At 27.3% G+C, this 18767-nt stretch carries 17 protein-coding genes and 1 other annotated feature; all 17 genes read right to left on the reverse strand.

Annotated elements, in window-relative coordinates; genetic code table 11:
- Positions 1 to 16: 16 nt before the first annotated feature.
- The 17 genes from smpB to AC1XWJ_RS02120 all read right to left on the reverse strand — a co-directional run bounded on the left by smpB (position 17) and on the right by AC1XWJ_RS02120 (position 18763).
- Complete coding sequence (smpB, locus tag AC1XWJ_RS02040; RefSeq protein WP_483334201.1) at positions 17 to 478, reverse strand: SsrA-binding protein SmpB; 462 nt, start codon at positions 476 to 478, stop codon at positions 17 to 19.
- A gap of 2 nt (positions 479 to 480) precedes the next feature.
- Positions 481 to 2634: a ribonuclease R gene (gene rnr / locus AC1XWJ_RS02045; RefSeq protein WP_483334202.1), complete on the reverse strand. Its 2154-nt coding sequence runs from the start codon at positions 2632 to 2634 to the stop codon at positions 481 to 483.
- Positions 2635 to 2700: 66 nt separating this feature from the next.
- On the reverse strand, positions 2701 to 2931 hold the full coding sequence (gene secG / locus AC1XWJ_RS02050; RefSeq protein WP_483334203.1) for a preprotein translocase subunit SecG: 231 nt from the start codon (positions 2929 to 2931) through the stop codon (positions 2701 to 2703).
- Positions 2932 to 2994: 63 nt separating this feature from the next.
- Entirely contained in the window at positions 2995 to 4077 is a 1083-nt protein-coding gene (locus tag AC1XWJ_RS02055; protein ID WP_483334205.1) for a PIN/TRAM domain-containing protein, read from the reverse strand.
- 277 nt (positions 4078 to 4354) lie between these two features.
- Positions 4355 to 5743 (reverse strand): DNA repair protein RadA, encoded by a 1389-nt coding sequence (gene radA / locus AC1XWJ_RS02060; protein ID WP_483334206.1) that lies wholly within the window; start codon positions 5741 to 5743, stop codon positions 4355 to 4357.
- Positions 5744 to 5751: 8 nt separating this feature from the next.
- Complete coding sequence (locus AC1XWJ_RS02065; RefSeq protein ID WP_483334207.1) at positions 5752 to 8217, reverse strand: ATP-dependent Clp protease ATP-binding subunit; 2466 nt, start codon at positions 8215 to 8217, stop codon at positions 5752 to 5754.
- A complete protein-coding gene (locus AC1XWJ_RS02070; protein WP_483334208.1) occupies positions 8217 to 8738 on the reverse strand; it encodes a CtsR family transcriptional regulator in 522 nt (173 codons plus the stop codon). The genes AC1XWJ_RS02065 and AC1XWJ_RS02070 overlap by 1 nt, the downstream gene beginning before the upstream one ends.
- A gap of 133 nt (positions 8739 to 8871) precedes the next feature.
- Positions 8872 to 9597 (reverse strand): amino acid ABC transporter ATP-binding protein, encoded by a 726-nt coding sequence (locus AC1XWJ_RS02075; RefSeq protein ID WP_483334273.1) that lies wholly within the window; start codon positions 9595 to 9597, stop codon positions 8872 to 8874.
- 14 nt (positions 9598 to 9611) lie between these two features.
- On the reverse strand, positions 9612 to 10253 hold the full coding sequence (locus tag AC1XWJ_RS02080) for an amino acid ABC transporter permease (RefSeq protein WP_483334209.1): 642 nt from the start codon (positions 10251 to 10253) through the stop codon (positions 9612 to 9614).
- Positions 10254 to 10264: 11 nt separating this feature from the next.
- Positions 10265 to 11071 (reverse strand): transporter substrate-binding domain-containing protein, encoded by an 807-nt coding sequence (locus tag AC1XWJ_RS02085; RefSeq protein WP_483334211.1) that lies wholly within the window; start codon positions 11069 to 11071, stop codon positions 10265 to 10267.
- A 161-nt stretch (positions 11072 to 11232) separates the two neighbouring features.
- Positions 11233 to 11432 (reverse strand) — a binding site (T-box leader).
- A 125-nt stretch (positions 11433 to 11557) separates the two neighbouring features.
- Complete coding sequence (locus AC1XWJ_RS02090; protein ID WP_483334274.1) at positions 11558 to 12295, reverse strand: zinc metallopeptidase; 738 nt, start codon at positions 12293 to 12295, stop codon at positions 11558 to 11560.
- A 90-nt stretch (positions 12296 to 12385) separates the two neighbouring features.
- Positions 12386 to 13624 (reverse strand): cytidylyltransferase domain-containing protein, encoded by a 1239-nt coding sequence (locus AC1XWJ_RS02095; protein ID WP_483334213.1) that lies wholly within the window; start codon positions 13622 to 13624, stop codon positions 12386 to 12388.
- A 20-nt stretch (positions 13625 to 13644) separates the two neighbouring features.
- Positions 13645 to 14274: a NeuD/PglB/VioB family sugar acetyltransferase gene (locus AC1XWJ_RS02100; RefSeq protein ID WP_483334214.1), complete on the reverse strand. Its 630-nt coding sequence runs from the start codon at positions 14272 to 14274 to the stop codon at positions 13645 to 13647.
- Positions 14271 to 15425 carry a UDP-N-acetylglucosamine 2-epimerase gene (neuC, locus tag AC1XWJ_RS02105; RefSeq protein WP_483334215.1) on the reverse strand — a complete coding sequence of 385 codons (1155 nt, stop codon included), beginning with the start codon at positions 15423 to 15425 and terminating at the stop codon, positions 14271 to 14273. Before neuC ends, AC1XWJ_RS02100 begins: the two co-directional genes overlap by 4 nt.
- A gap of 9 nt (positions 15426 to 15434) precedes the next feature.
- Positions 15435 to 16451 carry an N-acetylneuraminate synthase gene (gene neuB / locus AC1XWJ_RS02110; protein ID WP_483334216.1) on the reverse strand — a complete coding sequence of 339 codons (1017 nt, stop codon included), beginning with the start codon at positions 16449 to 16451 and terminating at the stop codon, positions 15435 to 15437.
- Positions 16452 to 16462: 11 nt separating this feature from the next.
- The gene (locus tag AC1XWJ_RS02115; protein ID WP_483334218.1) at positions 16463 to 17863 is read right to left on the reverse strand and encodes an oligosaccharide flippase family protein; all 1401 of its coding nucleotides are present in this window, start codon (positions 17861 to 17863) and stop codon (positions 16463 to 16465) included.
- Between the two features lie 12 nt (positions 17864 to 17875).
- Positions 17876 to 18763, reverse strand: coding sequence for a glycosyltransferase family 52 (locus AC1XWJ_RS02120; RefSeq protein ID WP_483334219.1), 888 nt, complete (start codon positions 18761 to 18763; stop codon positions 17876 to 17878).
- Between the last annotated feature and the right edge of the window lie 4 nt (positions 18764 to 18767).

Genomic DNA, 18767 nt, shown 5'->3' on the forward strand with positions numbered 1-18767 from the left:
AATAAATAAATATATTTTAATATCTTTGCTTTTCTTTTAAAACACGATTTATTTCTTTCTTAGCTTCTTTTTGTTTTAGGCTGTTTCTCTTATCATAGTTCTTCTTACCTTTCGCGATACCTATTAATAACTTAGCATATCCCTTTTTTAAATAAAGTTTCAAAGGTATTATGCTTATTCCGGTATTATTTTGATTGTCTTGAAGAGTTCTAATTTGTTTTTTATGTAATAATAATTTTCTAACACGTAAAGGTTCATGATTAAATCTATTTCCTTCTTCAAAATGAGATATATGCATATTATAAACAAAAACTTCTCCTTGTCTAGATTGACAATAAGAGTCTTTTAAATTAATTCTACCTCTGCGTATAGACTTTATTTCTGTTCCAGTTAATACTAAACCAGCTTCGTAAGTATCTTCAACAAAATAATCGTGATAAGCTTTTTTATTATTAGCAATTACTTTTATTTCCGACATAACTATTTTCTCTTCCTTTTATTTTTAGTTTTCTTATTACTTTCTTTTATTATACCTTTATGTTTCAAAATTTTAAAGTCTATTTCTTGATTTTCTAAATCTACATTGTCTACTTTAACTATTACTTCATCTCCTATACGATATATTTTTTTTGTACGTCTTCCTATTAGATAAAGATTCTTTTCATCAAAGCTGTAGTAATCATCCGTTAAATTTTTTATATGACATAAGCCTTCTATCATATTAGGAAGTGTTATAAATATACCAAACCTAGTTACCGATGAAACAATACCTAAAAATTGTTGTTCTTGACGGCTCAACATATATTCACATTTTTTTATTTGATCCACTTCACGTTCACAATCTACTGCTCTTTTTTCATACAATGAAGATTGCTCAGCTAAAATTGGCAATATTTCTTCAAAATGATCTTTATTTTTTTGACTAATATCTCCGCCGAATAAATAACTACGTATCATTCTATGAACTAATAAGTCAGGATATCGTCTTATAGGAGAGGTAAAATGTGTGTAGTATTTTGAAGCTAGAGCAAAATGTCCAATATTTAAACTAGAATATCTAGCTTGATTCATAGTTCTTAACAATACCGTTGATAACATACTTTCTACAGATTTCCCTCTAAACTTATCTAACATATTTGCTAACATATAAGGCTCTATTTCTTTAATGTTACCTTTAACTCGATAACCAAAACTGGCTGATAGATCAAAAAATTGTCTTAATTTTTCTACTTTAGGTTCTTCGTGTATCCTATAAATAAATGGTGTTTCTAACCAATAAAAATGTTCAGCTACTACTTCATTAGCACTAAGCATAAAGTCTTCAATCATTTTCTCAGCTCTTTCTCTTTCTCTAAGAATAATATCAAGAACTTTACCATCTTTATCTACCAAAATTTTTGATTCTGATTTATCAAAATCTATCGCCCCTCTACGCTCTCTATTTTCTCGAATTTTTAACGATAATTCTAAAGCATAATTTAACATAGGCAAATAGTTTTCATACTCATCAACTATTTTCCTATCATCGTTATATACGGCATTTACTTTTTTATAAGTTAGTCTACCTTTTGATTTTATTATAGCTGGATATATATCATAATCTACAATCATCCCAGAGTCATTAAAATTCATATCACAACATATAGTATATCGTAATACATTAGGGTTCAAAGAACAAATATTGTTAGAAAGTTTTCTAGGAAGCATTGGGATTACTCTATCTACCAAATAAACACTACATCCTCTCTTAGAAGCTTCTTCATCTAGCCTACTTCCTTCTAGTACATATCTACTTACATCTGCAATAAAAACTTTTAATTTATATCCTTTTTTAGTCTTTACAACAGAAATAGCATCGTCTAAATCTTTAGAATCATCACCATCTATTGTAACTACAAGATCCTCAGTACAATCCTTATATTTATCATCTAACAAAATCTCTTCGATTATACTTTCTAAATCTTCTTCTACTTCATTAGAAAATTCAACTGGAATTTGGTGTTTATAAACTGTTGACAAAATATCAATACCTGGATCATCTTTGTGACCTAACGATTTTATAATAACACCTTTATGATCATCAAATCTATTTTTAGCATATACTGTTATTTCTACTAGAACTTTATCTCCATCTAGTAAGTTATTTATATCATTTTCAATTTTAATGTACTTATCAATATTTTTATCATCGCTTTTAACATGAGCAAATAATTTAGATTTTATCAAAGTACCAACTGTGTACTTAGTATTTCTTTCTAATATTTCTGTAACAATACCTTCTATATTTTTATCACTAATAACAAAATTATCTACATTAACAGATACTTTATCTCCTGTCATAGCTCCCTTAGAAAATCCTTTAGGTATATAAATTTCAATATCTAAATTAGGGATATAGACAAATGCAAATCCTCCTTGATTTACTTTAATAATTCCCTCCAAATGTATATCTTCTGCTATATACAAAAATTTATCATTTTTTAATTGAGCTATTACTCGTCTATTTACTAACTTTTCTATATTTTTTATTAATTCAACAAATTGTTTTGAGTTATCTACGAGCATAATCTCTTTTAAATTTTCAATAGTTAAAACTTTTTCTTTTTTGAATATTTTTATAATTTCTTCTAACATTTTCCCTCCTATTTGGTAACTAATAAAATTGACCCAAAATAAAGTATTTTGGGTCAATTTACAATATTAAATGTTAAACCAAGTTAAGCATAATAGAGAAACAAAGAAAATTAGTGCCAAAATAATTGTTATTCTTTGTAAAACTAATTCCGCTCCTCTTACTTTTTGTTTTCCAAATAATTCTTCTGCTCCACCTGTAAGACCTGATAATCCTCCAGACTTACTTTCTTGTAACATCACTACTATAATTATTAAAATACTGCTAACTAATGCTAGTGTCATTAATAAAGTATGCATATTTTCCTCCTAATTACTTATCCACATAAAATTTATAATATCATATATTTTCTGAAATTACAACTATATTATTTTTGTAAATATTATTCTTCCAGATGATGTTTGTAACACACTCTGAACTTCTACTTCTATATTTTTTCCTACTGATTTTTTTCCATTTTCTACTACTATCATTGTTCCATCTTCTGTGTATGCAATACCTTGATTATTTTCTTTACCTTCTCTTTGAACATGAACTGTTAGCTTTTCACCCGCAGTTAAAATTGGTTTTACTGCATTAGATAAATCATTAACATTTAGCACTTTAATAGATTGAACTGTCGCTAATTTGTTTAAATTATAATCTGTCGTTATGATTGCACACTTATTTTTTTTCGCATAATCTATCAACAACCCATCAACTGCATCATGCTCCTTATATTTATAGTCACTATCTATTACCAAATTGACACTCTCAGTCTTTTGTAAGTCTTCTACACAATCTAATCCTAATCTACCTTTAGACCTTTTTATAGGATCTTCTGAGTCTGCAATAAGTTGTAATTCTTTAAGAACAAATTCAGGAACAATAACTTTTCCTTCTAAAAATCCTGTTTGTGCTACATCATGTATTCTAGAGTCAATTAAAGCACTAGTATCAACAACTTTATCATAGATAAAACTTTGACCATTTGATTTCTTATCTTCATTTTTGGATCTTGATATAGGTAATCTATTAGTAAATAACCCTAAAAATTCTCCACCACGTCGATATCCTAATATAAATCCTAAATATCCGAATACTAAATAGAACAGACCTGAAATTATAGAAGTTATAAGCGGTATTGATACTATAGAACTTGTAGCAAGGGATAATAATGCTGCAACAAGTAATCCTAAAATAAGACCTATAGTTGTAAATACAACTTTAGACATAGGTATATTACTTAATTTTTCTTCTATTTTTTTTATAACACTTACTAATCTTGATGAAAATAATAAAGACAATATAATAAACAATAATGTTATAATAGATGTTACAACTAACCTTAATACTATATCATTTATATTTGAAAAATAATTATTACTAAATATAATGTTAGTTATTAATGTTCCTACTGTAACTCCTAACAACCCAGAAATTATTACAATTAATTTTCTTAGCATAAAATCTCTCCTTGTTTTATTTTATTTCATATATTCTAATATATGTACTTAAATTATAAATAAAATATTAAAATTTTATTTATTAAGAAATATTTATCTAAATTAAACTCTTAAAAATATATTTTCGCTACAAAGCTATTAAATACTATTGTAGCGAAAAATATATTTAACAATTTCAACTCTACTCTACTCTAAATATTTCTTCAATAATTTGAAGATATTAAATATCTACAACTTATATCTATAATAACAAATTTATAATATTTTGTATATAGATTTAAAATATTTGTTCGAATACTATGTCTAAACAACTATTTATGTTTTTTACTGGGATTATTTCTAAGCCTTCAGGAACATCAATAATATTTTTATTGCTATATGGGATAAATATTCGTTTAAATCCGTGTTTTTTAGCTTCATTGATTCGTTGTTCAATTCTGCTAACTCTACGAATCTCTCCAGTTAAACCTACTTCTCCTATAAAGCAATCATACATATTAACAGAAATATCTTTAAAACTTGAGGCAACAGCTATTAAAACTCCCAAATCTACTGCGGGATCATCTATTTTTACTCCACCAGCTACTTTTACATAAACATCTTGTTGTTGTAATAGGTATCCAGCTTTTTTCTCCAACACTGCCATTAATAAAACTAATTTATTGTACTCTAAGCCTGTCGACACTCTTCTAGGATTATTGAATGCTGTTGGAGTTGTTAATGATTGAATTTCTACCAACAATGGTCTTGTTCCTTCCATAGTTCCCACTATAGTAGCTCCCGATAAATCTCTACTTCTTTCTTCTAAAAAAATTTGTGAAGGATTATCCATATCCATAAGACCACTAGACTGCATTTCAAAAATACCTAATTCATTAGTAGATCCAAACCTGTTTTTTACAGCTCGTAAAATACGATAACTATGATGTTCTTCCCCTTCAAAATATAAAACTGTATCTACCATATGCTCTAGCATTTTAGGACCGGCTATAGTTCCTTCTTTAGTGACATGACCTACTATAAATATTGCAATATTTAAACTTTTTGCAATCTTCATAAGTTGTTGCGTACATTCCCTTACTTGAGTTATACTGCCTGGAGAATTATCTAAGTTAGGATTATATACAGTTTGTATAGAATCAATGACCAAAAACTTAGGTTTAATTTTTTTTATTATTTCATATATTAAATTTAAGTCTGTCTGAGAATAAGCGTATAATTCATTAGTATCACTTTTCATTCTATCTGCTCTAATTTTAACTTGCCTAACAGACTCTTCTCCAGAAACGTACAAAACATCATGTTCTTTGGATAAATATGATGATATCTGCAATAACAATGTTGATTTACCTATTCCAGGATCTCCTCCAAGTAAAACTAACGATCCCGGCACTACTCCACCTCCTAAAACTCTATTTAATTCATTACTATCTGTTAGAGTTCTCGGAACATCTTGTGTGGAAATATTTTTTAACTTATCTACTGTAATTTCTAATTTAGATTGTGTTTGCTCAGAAAGAAATGTACTGTGCTTATCATTAACTTTTATCTCTCTTACTTCTTCTAATGAATTCCATTTAAAGCATCTCGGACATTTTCCTAAATATTTAACACTCTGATAACCACAAGCATTGCATTCATATTTTGTTGAAACTTTTTTTGCCATAGAGTCACCTATTTATTCTTAACGACAAATTTATCTTTTTTATAATCTATATTAATTAATCCTGATAACTCTGGATTTTTTAATATTTCTTCACTTAATAAATCTTCTATATTCTTTTGAATACTTCTTTTAAGCGGTCTTGCTCCGTATTCTTTTATACTACCATCTTCTATTATTTTATCCATCGCTTTTTTAGTAAGTTTTATAGTAATATCTCTATCTTTTAGACGTTTCGATAAACCGTCAAGCAGTAATAAAGAAATTTTTTCAAGATCTTCTTTTTCTAACGATTTGAACACTACTATATCATCTATTCTATTTAGAAATTCTGGTCTATATTGTTTTTTTAGAGCCTCCATCATTGTTTTTTGAACATTTTGATAATCATCTTTAATAGATGTGCTACCAGCAAATCCTACAAATTTTTGGTCACTTAGCTCGCTAACTCCTACATTTGATGTCATAATTATTATTGTATTTCTAAAATCAATTAACCTACCATTACTATCTGTTAATCTACCATCGTCAAGTACTTGTAACAAAATATTAAATATTGATGGATGTGCTTTTTCGATTTCATCAAATAGTACTACAGAATAAGGTTTTTGACGAACACTTTCCGACAGTTGACCGGCAGAATCATACCCTACATATCCTGGAGGAGCTCCTATTAATCTACTTACAGAATGAGGTTCCATATACTCACTCATATCCATTCTTATCATATTGTCCTCTGATCCAAACAATACCTCTGATAAACTTTTAGCTAGTTCTGTTTTTCCTACACCTGTTGGTCCTAAAAAAATAAAACTTCCTATAGGTCTATTTTCATCTTTAAAACCACTTCTAGCTCTTCGGATAGATTTTGCAAGGCTTATTACTGCATCATCTTGTCCGATCACTCGCTGATGCAATGTATCTTCAAGGTTCAACAGTTTTTCACTTTCTGTTTGATTAAGTTTTGTTACTGGTATTCCTGTCCATGTTGCTAAAACTTCAGCTATATGCTCATCAGTAATAATAATTTTCTCTTTTGATAGATTATCTTGCCAACTAATTTTAAAATCTTCAATTTTTTTGACCACTTCGTTTATTTCATCACGTTTTTGAGCTGCTATTTCAAATTCTTGATTTAAAACTGCTGCATCTTTCTCAATATTCAATTTATTAAGTTCATCTTCATATTCTTTTAGTTCTTCTGGAGACTTATAAAATTTTAACTTAACTTTTGAACTAGCTTCATCTATAAGGTCAATTGCCTTATCTGGTAAAAATCTATCATTTATATATGTACTACTTAACTTAACTGCAGCCTCCAAAGCTGCATCTGTAATTTCTACATTATGATGTTCTTCGTACTTATGACGTAAACCTTTCAAAATTTCAACAGAATCATTATCTTTAGGTTCTTCTACTTTAATAGGTTGGAATCTTCTTTCTAGAGCAGCATCACGTTCAAAGTATTTTCTATATTCTTCTATTGTTGTAGCTCCAATTACTTGAATAGTTCCTCTTGACAAAGCAGGTTTTAAAATATTAGAAGCATCTGCACTTCCTTCTGTTCCACCTGCTCCTATAATTGTATGAATTTCATCTATAAATAAAATAATATTTCCTGCTGTTTCTATCTCATTTATTATATTTTTTAAACGTTCTTCAAATTCTCCTCGATATTTAGTACCAGCAAGTAGCGTTCCCATATCTAGTACCATAACTCTTTTTCCTAGAAGATTACTAGGAATATTTTGTGATACTATTCTTTGCGCTAATCCTTCTACTATGGCAGTTTTACCAACGCCTGGCTCCCCTATTAATACTGGATTATTTTTTGTTCTCCTATTTAATATCTCAATCATTCTAGTTATTTCAGAATCGCGAGCTACTACAGGATCCAATTTGTTATGCAAAGCTTCTTTAGTTAAATCTTTAGCTAAAGAATTTAATAATTCAGTTTGGTTCGAAGTATCTTCTTGTTCTTCAACGTTTCTAAATGTATCAAATAATTTTGAAAATAATCCTTGATTTTGTTTTAATAAATTTGTTAATTCAATAATCAAAGCATCTACGTTAATATTTTTTATATCTTTTAATATTTTTACTGCCGTACTATCATACTGACTAAGTAACGATAATAGTAAATGTTCGCTACTAACTACAAAACTTCTAGTATCATCTGCAAAATTTTGGCTTTGTTCAATAGTTTTTATTGCACCATTAGTATATTCCTTTGTCATTAGCACATCATTATAAAATGGCGTTTCTTTTAACTCAACTTCATAAAATTTCTCAACTTCTTTTTTAAAATCATTATAAGATACACCATATCTATTTAAAACTTTCTTACCTAAACCATCAGTCGATAAAATCGCAAGTAATAAATGTTCAGTTCCAACGGCTCTAAGTCCAAAAGATTTCGTTTCTTTTTTAGAATTTGTAAGTACCATTAAAGCCGATTCATTAAATCTAATATACATTATTTATTCTCCTTACTATATTTTATTGTTGTTATGAAATCAATTAACATTTCTTTCAGATTTTGAAGAGTTTCTATTCTAGCAATTTCCAAATTATCCTTATCAATTATGTATCGTTCTAAGTTTTGGTAGTTTGACAATAGTCTACTAAATGCTGTTCCCATAATTTCAAAATCAAAGTAGTTTATATAATTTTCATTTTTTAATATTTTCAATATTTTTATATAATCAATATTTTCTAACGATTCATTATTAATAGTTTCTATTAGATAATCTAGATAATCTGCATTGTTATGAATAGTGATTTTAGTAATTCTTATAAAACCACCACCGCCTCTTTTACTCTCTATTGTAAAACCGTGTTCCGGAGTAAATCTTGTTTTTATTACATAATTTAATTGCGACGGAACACAGTCAAATTTTTCGGCAACATTACTTCTTTTTAATGTTATGAAATCTTCATCAGAATTATTTAACAACTCTTTTATATATTGTTCTATAATGTCCGTCATATTATTCATTATATCAACCTCCTTGATTGACTAAAATTGACCTTTGTATTATTATACTATAAATGAATTTAAAATTCTACTACATAATCACTTTAATACAAAAAAATAATGCGTAGTTATATTACCTACACATTATTTTTTTCTATAAAATTTTACTGAAAAATTCTTTAGTTCTCTCTTCTTTTGCATTATTAAATATTTCATCAGGAGTTCCTTCTTCAAGAATAATCCCATAACTCATAAACATTACTCTATCTGCAACTTCTTTTGCAAAATTCATCTCATGAGTAACAATTATCATAGTTAATCCATCTTCTGAAAGTTCTTTTATTACCTCTAATACTTCTTTTACCATTTCCGGATCAAGAGCACTAGTTGGTTCATCAAATAATAATACTTCTGGATCATTAGCTAATGCTCTAGCTATTGCAACACGTTGCTTTTGTCCTCCAGAAAGGTTGTTTGGATAGCTATCTTGCTTTTCTTCTAGCCCTACTCTTTTCAATAACTTCAAAGATTGTGATTTTATTTCTTCTAATGATTTATTTTTATGCAACGTCTTTGGAGCTAACATTATATTTTCTAAAACAGTCATATTATTAAATAAATTAAAATTTTGGAATACCATCCCTACCTTTTCTCTATGACTATTAATATCATAGTTTTTATCCAATATATTTTTATTATTGTATAATATTTGTCCTGAATTAGGTTTTTCTAATAAATTTAAACATCTTAGTGCTGTACTTTTTCCACTACCACTAGATCCTAAGATAACAACTTTCTCTCCTTTTTTTATTTCAAAGTTAATTCCTTTTAACACTTCATTATTTTTAAAATTTTTTGTCAAATTTTTCACTTCTATTATCATAATAATTCTCCTTAACTTTCAAATTTTTTCTCAAGTTTTTTAACTGCTTGTGACAATAATGATGTTATTACAAAATAAATCAACGCTGCAATTATGTATGGTCCAAAAGTTTCGTAAGTCGCATTTTTTATAGAATTAGCTGCAAACATAATATCTCCAACTCCTACAAAATAAACTATAGACGATTCTTTAACTAATGATATGAATTCATTACCTAATGCAGGCAAACTATTTTTAAACGCTTGAGGAAGAATAATTAATTTCATTGTTTGGTAGTAATTAAGTCCTAATGAACGTCCAGCTTCCATTTGACCTTTATCAATCGCATTTATACCTGCTCTTAATATTTCACTAACATAAGCTGCCGAATTTAATGCTAAAGCTATAACCGCAGACACAAAAGGTGAAAAAGATATACCTACCTCTGGCAATGCAAAATAAATTATCATTATTTGGACTAGTATAGGGGTATTTCTAATTATTTCAACATAAACTACTGCTATATACTTAAAAACTTTGATAGTTCCTATTTTAGCTATACATATTATAATTCCTAAAATTACCCCTATTAGTAATGCCAAAAATGAAACTTCCAAAGTTGTTATCGTGGCATCTATATACATCTTATAGTACTCTGATAAAAAATTAAACATAATAATCCTCCTTAATACTTGGCAACTAATTCGCCATATTTTATTAATTGTTCTTCAAATTTATTATTCTCAACTATTTCATCGATTACTTTGTTAACTTCTGTTAATAAAGTATCATTATTTCCTTTTTTAAAAGCTATAGCTAACCCATCTGACTCAGCATCTTTTTCTAAAACAAAACTACTAATAGTTAAACTATCTTCTTTCTTTAAAGAAATTTTACTAACATCTTCTGCTAAAAATACCGCATCTACATTATTATTTTTCAAATCTTGTAGTAAGTTAGGTACATCTGAAAGTGATTGAATATTATCTCTATCTAATCCTAATTCATCTAATAAATATTTCTCTTGAATAGATCCTTTTTGAACTGCAATTTTTTTTGTTTTTAATTCCTCTAATGATTTTATATCATCCTTATTTTTATTAATAATAAACGCACTTCCTCCTACATAATAATTGTTAGAGAAATCTACAACTTTTCGTCTTTCTTCAGATGGATTCATCCCAGAAATTACCATATCAACCCTACCAGATGTCAAAGCTGGTAATAATGAATCAAATGATAATTGAACTATTTCTAATTCTACATCTAATTTCTTAGCAATTTCTTCAGCTAAATAAATATCTGCACCTACAACCTTAATTTCTCCATCTTCCGAAGTGAAAAATTCATAAGGTGGATAATCTGGAGATACTGCAAGAGTAATCTTTCCTTTTTTCTTTATTTTATCCAATCTATTAGTATTATCTTCACTACAACCAACACTAATTATTATCAAAACAATTGATAATAAAAACATATAAAACTTTTTCATTTTTTTCCTCCTTATAAATAATTAATTACAAAATAAAAAATCTCTTTGCAAAATTTGCAAAGAGACGTCATTAACGCGGTACCACTCTTTTTAGTAATAAATTTATTCAAAGTCGATAGGCAATTTGACAATAAAAAAATCTCTTTATAAGCTAATGCTTACAAAGAGACGAATTTTTCGCGTTGCCACTCTTCTTGATATAAATTATTATACCCACTCTAGTTCTTTAAGGCAGAAATACCAATTATTTTTCAATAAATTACTCCGAAGTACGTTCTTCCAAATTATAATACTAACCTTCCACCAACATTAGCTCGCTTTAATCAAAACTTAAAATACTACTCTTCATCAATGTATTAATATTTATTTTTTATAATTCTATACTCAAAATAATATTTTGTCAATAGTTTTTTAAAAAAATTAAATAACTTTATGATATAAATAAAAAGAAAGTGCGAATAACATATTATCCACACTTCAAATTTTTTATCCTCTATTATTACTAGAATTTAAAATTATTAAAATAAATCTCATTAATTCCATAAGAGCTACTAATGCTGCTGCAACATAAGTCATAGCCGCTGCAGAAAGAACTTTTTTACAGTGTCTACGCTCTTGATCATTAACTATTCCTAAATCTGTTACTTGCTCTAATGCTCTCTTAGATGCATCAAATTCTACTGGCAATGTTACGACTTGGAACAATACTGCAAACAGCATAAGACCTACCCCTATCCATGCAATAGTAATCCCAAACGATCCAGCAGCTTTCATTAAATAAGTAAGTCCCAATCCAATCATGATGAAAATCATTGATAAGTTACCACCTAGATTAGCTAACGGTACTAATGCATGACGCCAACGCATAGGTTTATAATCTGCAACTTTATCTTGAATTACATGTCCAACTTCATGAGCTGCAATAGCTACTGATGCAACCGTTGGTTGTGAATAAACTATAGGTGATAATACTACTGTATTAGTTGAAGGATTGTAGTGATCTGAAAGTTCAGCTTCTCCTCTGACTACTTTTACATCTGTTATTCCATTTGCTTGCATAATTGCTTCTGCAACTTCTTTTCCTGTTAATCCTGATAATGTTTTTACTTTTTTATATCTACCGTAGGCACTTTTTACTTTCCATTGTGCCCACAATGGAATTATCATTATTAATGCAAAATAAAGTAAATAACTTCCTGATATTCCGTAATATCCTGGTATCATCATATATAACAATCTCCTTTTTTTGAATATTATTGAAATTATATCATCTTTTTAAAAATATTTCTATACATTTTACTTTAAATATATTTTCTAATATACTTTAAACATATTATTAAAAATTTTCTGTCCTTCTTCATTAAAATGTAAGCCATCTGTAGTGTATTTATACTCCAAATTTTTATTTTTTGAAAGTGATTGATTTGTGTCTATTAAATGAATATTATACACTCTACAAATATCTTGTATATATAAATTTAATTCTTCAATATCTTTGTTAGATACACTCTCTCTAAATAATGTATATGTTATTGTTGACATATAGATATTAATATTATTTTTCAACAATTTTTGTATCAAGATGTTATAGTTATCCTTAATAATATTAACGTCATATCCTGCAATCAAGTCATTAACTCCTAATGAGATAACTATGTTTTTTATTTTATTATTACATAATATACAATCCAAGTTTTCTACAACTGTTGCTAAAGTAACTCCACCAATACTAAGATTATCATAATTTTCCAATTGTAGTAATACTGCTCTACTATCACCTAAAATAATATTATTATATTTTATAGCATTATTTTTTTCAATATAAAATTGTTTATACATAGTTTTACTATTTAATTCCCTTTGTTTGTAATTAAATAGTATACTTCCTATGACATTAACAAAATCTTCTCTATCATCAACATCTAAAGATTCTTCTTTTGGCATTATATAAGCTTTTGTCTTGTTAGTAAAATAACTTTTATTTTGCATATATTTCTTTTTTGAAGTTATAAATATTGCTCCATTAGGTACAAATAAATCTTTTTTATCTTGTCGTCTATAATTAGTATCTACACCTACAATATCTACTGCATAATTATTATCATCTAAACTTGTAAATAGTTCTGGTGACTTATCAACTTTAGAAAAACTTACTACATTTTCTGCATCGCTATCTATATATAGTTTCATAGCCTCTTTTATATTTTGAGCAGTTCGCAAAGGCGAGGTAGGTTGCAAAAGAACAAATACTTGATCATCAGAAAAGTTTTTTAAAAAATCTTCATTAACTTCGTAAGAAGTAGTAAAGTCTGTCGAAAGTTCTTCTGGACGCATTATAACATTTATACCCTTGGTCTCACATATTTCTTTATAAATATGTGAGTCTGTACTTACATAAATATCTTCTTTTCTAAAACAACCAGAATCTATTGCAGCATCAATAGTATAAAAAATCATTGGTTTTTCATATAAATATAGCATATTTTTATTGCGTAGTCCTTTTGAACCTGATCGTGCTGGTATCAAACATACTGCAGAAGAAATATTTTTCAAAATCCATCACCTCTTTAAAACTATTTTATTTTTTTTGCAGGAATTCCTACATAAGTTCCAGTTTCTAATATTGATTTAACTACTACTGCTCCTGCTCCCAATGTAGTATAAGGTGCTAATTCTATAAGTTGGATAATAACACTGCCACTTCCTATGTAACATCCTTCTCCTATGGTACAAATACCATTTATAATAGCCCCAGGGGTAATATTACAATGTTTTTCAATAATAGTATGATGTTCTACTATGGCTCCAGTATTTATTATACAGTTATCATATATACTAACATCTGCACCTATAAAACTACTGAATCCTACAAATATTCCACGACCTTTTATATTATCTTCAGAAAAAATATTACTATGTTTACTAATTACGTTTATTATTTTTTCATAATAATTGTCACTAACTAAACTAAATACTTCTGCACGTTTTTTATTATCTCCTATAGTAATAAAAACACAATCAATTTTTCCATCTTTCAAAAAATCTAAAACTTCACAAATTTTACCGAATACTGGATATCCTCTATAACTTTTTATATCTTTATCATCGAAATATCCCATAAATTCATATGTTTCTAAATCTAACCATGGTAGTACCCCATCAGAAAAACTACCCGCCCCTAAAAAAGCTACCTTTTTTCTCATAATTTAACCTCTGTATCAATGTCGTAAAATTCTTTTATTAGATTATCTCCATTATCATTTAAATAATTAATAATAATATTTTTTGCATTTTCTGATGAATTACTCTTTTCATATGGATTATCAAAGTCACTTATATTAGCTAAAGAAGCGAGCCCTAAACTAATCTCTTTTTCAGAAATACCAACATGGATAACGCTTTTTCCTGATATTCTTCCTAACTGCCTATTCCCTATATTCAGTGTAGGTATTTTTAATGACGGTGCTTCTATTAATCCAGATGAAGAATTACCTATAAGTCCTACTGAATTTTTTAATAATGAATGATAGATATTTGTACTTAATGATAAAAATAGATGTGCATTATCTGTTTTCTTAACATAATTATTTATTACATTCATTATTTTATCTGAATCAGTATCAGAGTTTGAACCAATAAACAATAATTGCTTGTTTGTTTTAGACAATGCTGAAATTAAATTGTTTATTTGATCTTCAGCTGAGCCAGATTCCAAAGTTACTGGATGAAACAAAATAACATAATATTCATCTTGTAATTTTATATTTAATTTAGCTTCAATTTCTGCTCGTGTTAGAAAATTCTGTTTCAAGACATTCTCTACACCCATAGCACCTATATTAAAAACTGTATTGGGCTTTTCTCCTAATTGAATAACTCTATTTTTAAATTCCTCTGTAGAGACTAGATGTAGATGACTCATTTTAGTAATAGCATGTCTAATAAACTCATCAAAATTCCCTAACGTTTTCTCTCCTCCATGAATATGGCATATAGGTATACTATATATTAAACAAACATTTGCTACTGGTAACATCTCATATCTATCACCTAATATTATTACTAAATCATATTTTTGTTGTTCAAATAATTCTATCAATCCATCATTTAAAATGGCTAATGAATGTGCTACTGTTTTTTTCTCAGTATCTATTAAATTAAGATCTATTTTTGATATAATGTTAAAACCATCATCTTCTATTTGTTTATAAGTATAACCATATTTTTCTTCAAGATGCATAGCTGTAACTACTACATCTAAATTAATATCTTGTACTTCTGATAATTTTATCATAAGTGGCTTCATTATTCCGTATTCAGCCCTAGATCCTGTAACTACACAAATATTTTTCATTGCATACCCCTAATTTTGTTCTTCAAATTTACTATGCTTAATAACTTGATCTTCTTCAAAATCAGCCTCGCTTATCTCACCTAATATATTGTACCAATTCATAGGTGAAATACCGTTTCCTGGGCGTTTTACTGTAATATTATCTACGGTAAATGTATCGCCTCTTTTTATATTCTTTTTCGCTACTATAGATTTTCTAGCAACTATTTTATTCGAAATTTCTACCTGTTCTGGTATTTTTTCAAATCTTCCTAAAGATTTTTCAATAATTCTAATACCTTTTACTAACGCTTGTAATATTTCTGGAGTAGCACTAGCTTTATGATCTGGTCCTGGCATATTATTATCTAAAGTAAAATGTTTTTCTATTATTTCAGCCCCTAAAGATGCAGCTGCTATAGGAACTTCTGATCCTATGCTATGATCAGAATATCCTATAGTTAAGTTAGGAAATTCCTTTTTCAAAGTAGTAATTACATTTAAATTTAAAGCATCATAAGGCGTTGGATATTCTGTAGTACAGTGAAGGATACTTATATCATCTGTTCCACTATCTTGTAAAATTTTTATAGCATTATGAATTTCATCCATAGTTGCCATTCCAGTTGATAATATTACTTTCTTTTTCTGCTTTCCTATTTTTTCTAAATAAGGTAAATTAGTTATTTCGCCAGAAGATATTTTATATACAGGCATATCTGTGCTTATCAAGAAATCTAAAGATACCTCATCAAAAGGTGTTGAGAATACATCAACTCCTTTTGCTAGACAATAGTCTTTAAGTAATAAATATTCATCAAAACTTAATTCTAATTTTCGCGTCATTTCTAATTGACTATCTTCTTCACCAGTAGTTTTCTTCTGATATTCGGCTTTTGGTGCATATTTTGATATTAATAAATCAGCTTTAAAAGTTTGAAATTTTACTGCATCTACTCCGCACTCAACAGCTACATCAACCATTTTTTTTGCTAAATTAAAATCTCCATTATGATTACAGCCTATTTCCGCAATTATATAAACCATAAAATTCTCCTCTAATTAATCTTATTTCTTTTCTTTATATTATTTAATAAATTAAAAATATCATTTCTAAAATATAAAACATATACGAATACTACTAATATACCTATACCCCATCGTATTATTAAGTTATCTATAAAATAATTCATTATCTGTGAATAAAGCAGTGCAATTATGGATAGAGCTATATATGTAAAAAATCGAACATCTGTGTAATTATATAACTTTTTAGTGATAACGTGGTGAATTACAAGAAGAACGAAATATGAAATTACTGTAGATAGAGCAGCACCATAAACATCTAATATAGGTATTAAAAAATAATTTAATACTATGTTTAATAAACCAGCTAATAATGTACCTAATGGTATCAATTTCGTATTTTCGTAATAAAATTGTATATTTACTGGGAATGTGTATAAGAATACAAAAAAATAACTTATTATAATTAAGGATATAAAGTAAACACTATCTTTATATATTTCTCCACCCATAATTAAAACTAATTCTGGAAATATAGTTAAATATCCTAAAGTTAAAAGTAATCCTAATAATAAATATCTAGGTATAAAATACGATAAAGATTGATCATTTTCTTTTTTTGCTTTGAAATACCATGGTACCCAAGCTATATTAAGACTATTTAATATTATTTGAATTACTAATCCCAAATTATAACCAAAACTATAAAGTGCAACATGTTGTAAACTCGACATTTTTCCTAACATTATTCTATCAAATTGATTCAAAATATTATGACCCAGATTATGAAAAATTAATGGAATCGATATTCCCAAAGAAAAAATTAAATAATCTCGATTAATCTTAATATTTTTACTTTTATAAAAATAAATAAATACAATTAAAGAGGTAAATATTGCTGGTAATAAATTACCTAACACCCTACCATAGAAGTCATCATTTAATAAAAAGATTAGTGATAGTGAGATTATAACATTAAATACTGCATTTAAAAATGATATTATAAATACTCTGTACATTTGTTGCAATTGTACAAAATATGTAGTAAAAAATCCTACTAAATAAGATGCATAACTTTGTATAAATATAATTATTACATAATTTTCATTAAAATCTAGTAAGCGTGATATCGTATCCTTAAAAATAACTACAAATAACAGGACTATCAAAAAAAATATATTAGATAATGTTAGTATATTAGTTGAGTATTCTTTGTAATCATTATATTTTATTTTTGCTATGCTAAGTGAGCCACTTAACTGTAACCCTATAAATAAAGATATAATAGACACCCAAGACGTATACAAGTTAAATTGCCCAAATACATCTACAGTTAAAACACGTGTATATATAGGTAATGTAATAAACGCTAAACCTTGGACTAACAAATTTCCTATAGTTATAATAAATCCTGATTTTAACAAATTATTCAAAACATAATACTCCTATTCACATAAAAATATTTTTTCATTAATATTTGACAAATAATCTAAAGCAGTCGATGAATGCGTAATTCCTACATCAAATATGTAATTACCCAAATAAAAATACAATTCTATAGGCACATCAGGACTCATGAATATCACTTCTTTTAGAGAACTATAGTCTACCTTATCTCTCGGATGGACTTTAAAATAAACTTTGTATCCTTCTTCAGTATATTTTTGAACTATATCTTTAAAGTAATTAAATTGGTCATTTTCGCTATTAATTGTATTAACGCATCCATCTTTAAATAATGGTTGTGTCAATACAAGTGCTGCTTTATAAAATTCTGGATATTCCAAAGACTCAACTTCAAACAACTCTAAAAGTTCATATTTTCTTTTTTCTGAAATATTGTTGAATAATTTATTTCTAGGTAGCTCAATCATTTTAGTATATCTTTTATCTGTTTTTGAGATAATAGATTTATCATTGACTTCTATACTTTTAGCATACTTACTATACCCAAAAGGAATATTATTTTTAAAAATTTTATTGAATAATTTTCTCTTTAAAGAAAAATGTCTATTGTATAAATCATATTTATAATAATTATAGCCATCTTCTATTAGATTATATGAAACTTTATTTTTTCTAAAATATTCACCGATATTTGTCCAATCATTATATAAATATATATCATCATAATTCTCTAAATTTGATAAATTATATTCACTTTCAGTTTCTAATATTACATTATTTGCTATTTTTTTTCTAACTAAGTATTCTTTTATTCTTTTACTATTATTGACAGCATTACCTAAATAAATAGTAACCAAAGTTTCCTCTTCTTTTAACAAAGTTATCATTAAATGATAATAAGTATGACAAATATATAGCTTCTTCATATTG

It is taken from the genome of Gemelliphila sp. 1F1, from assembly GCF_056897515.1.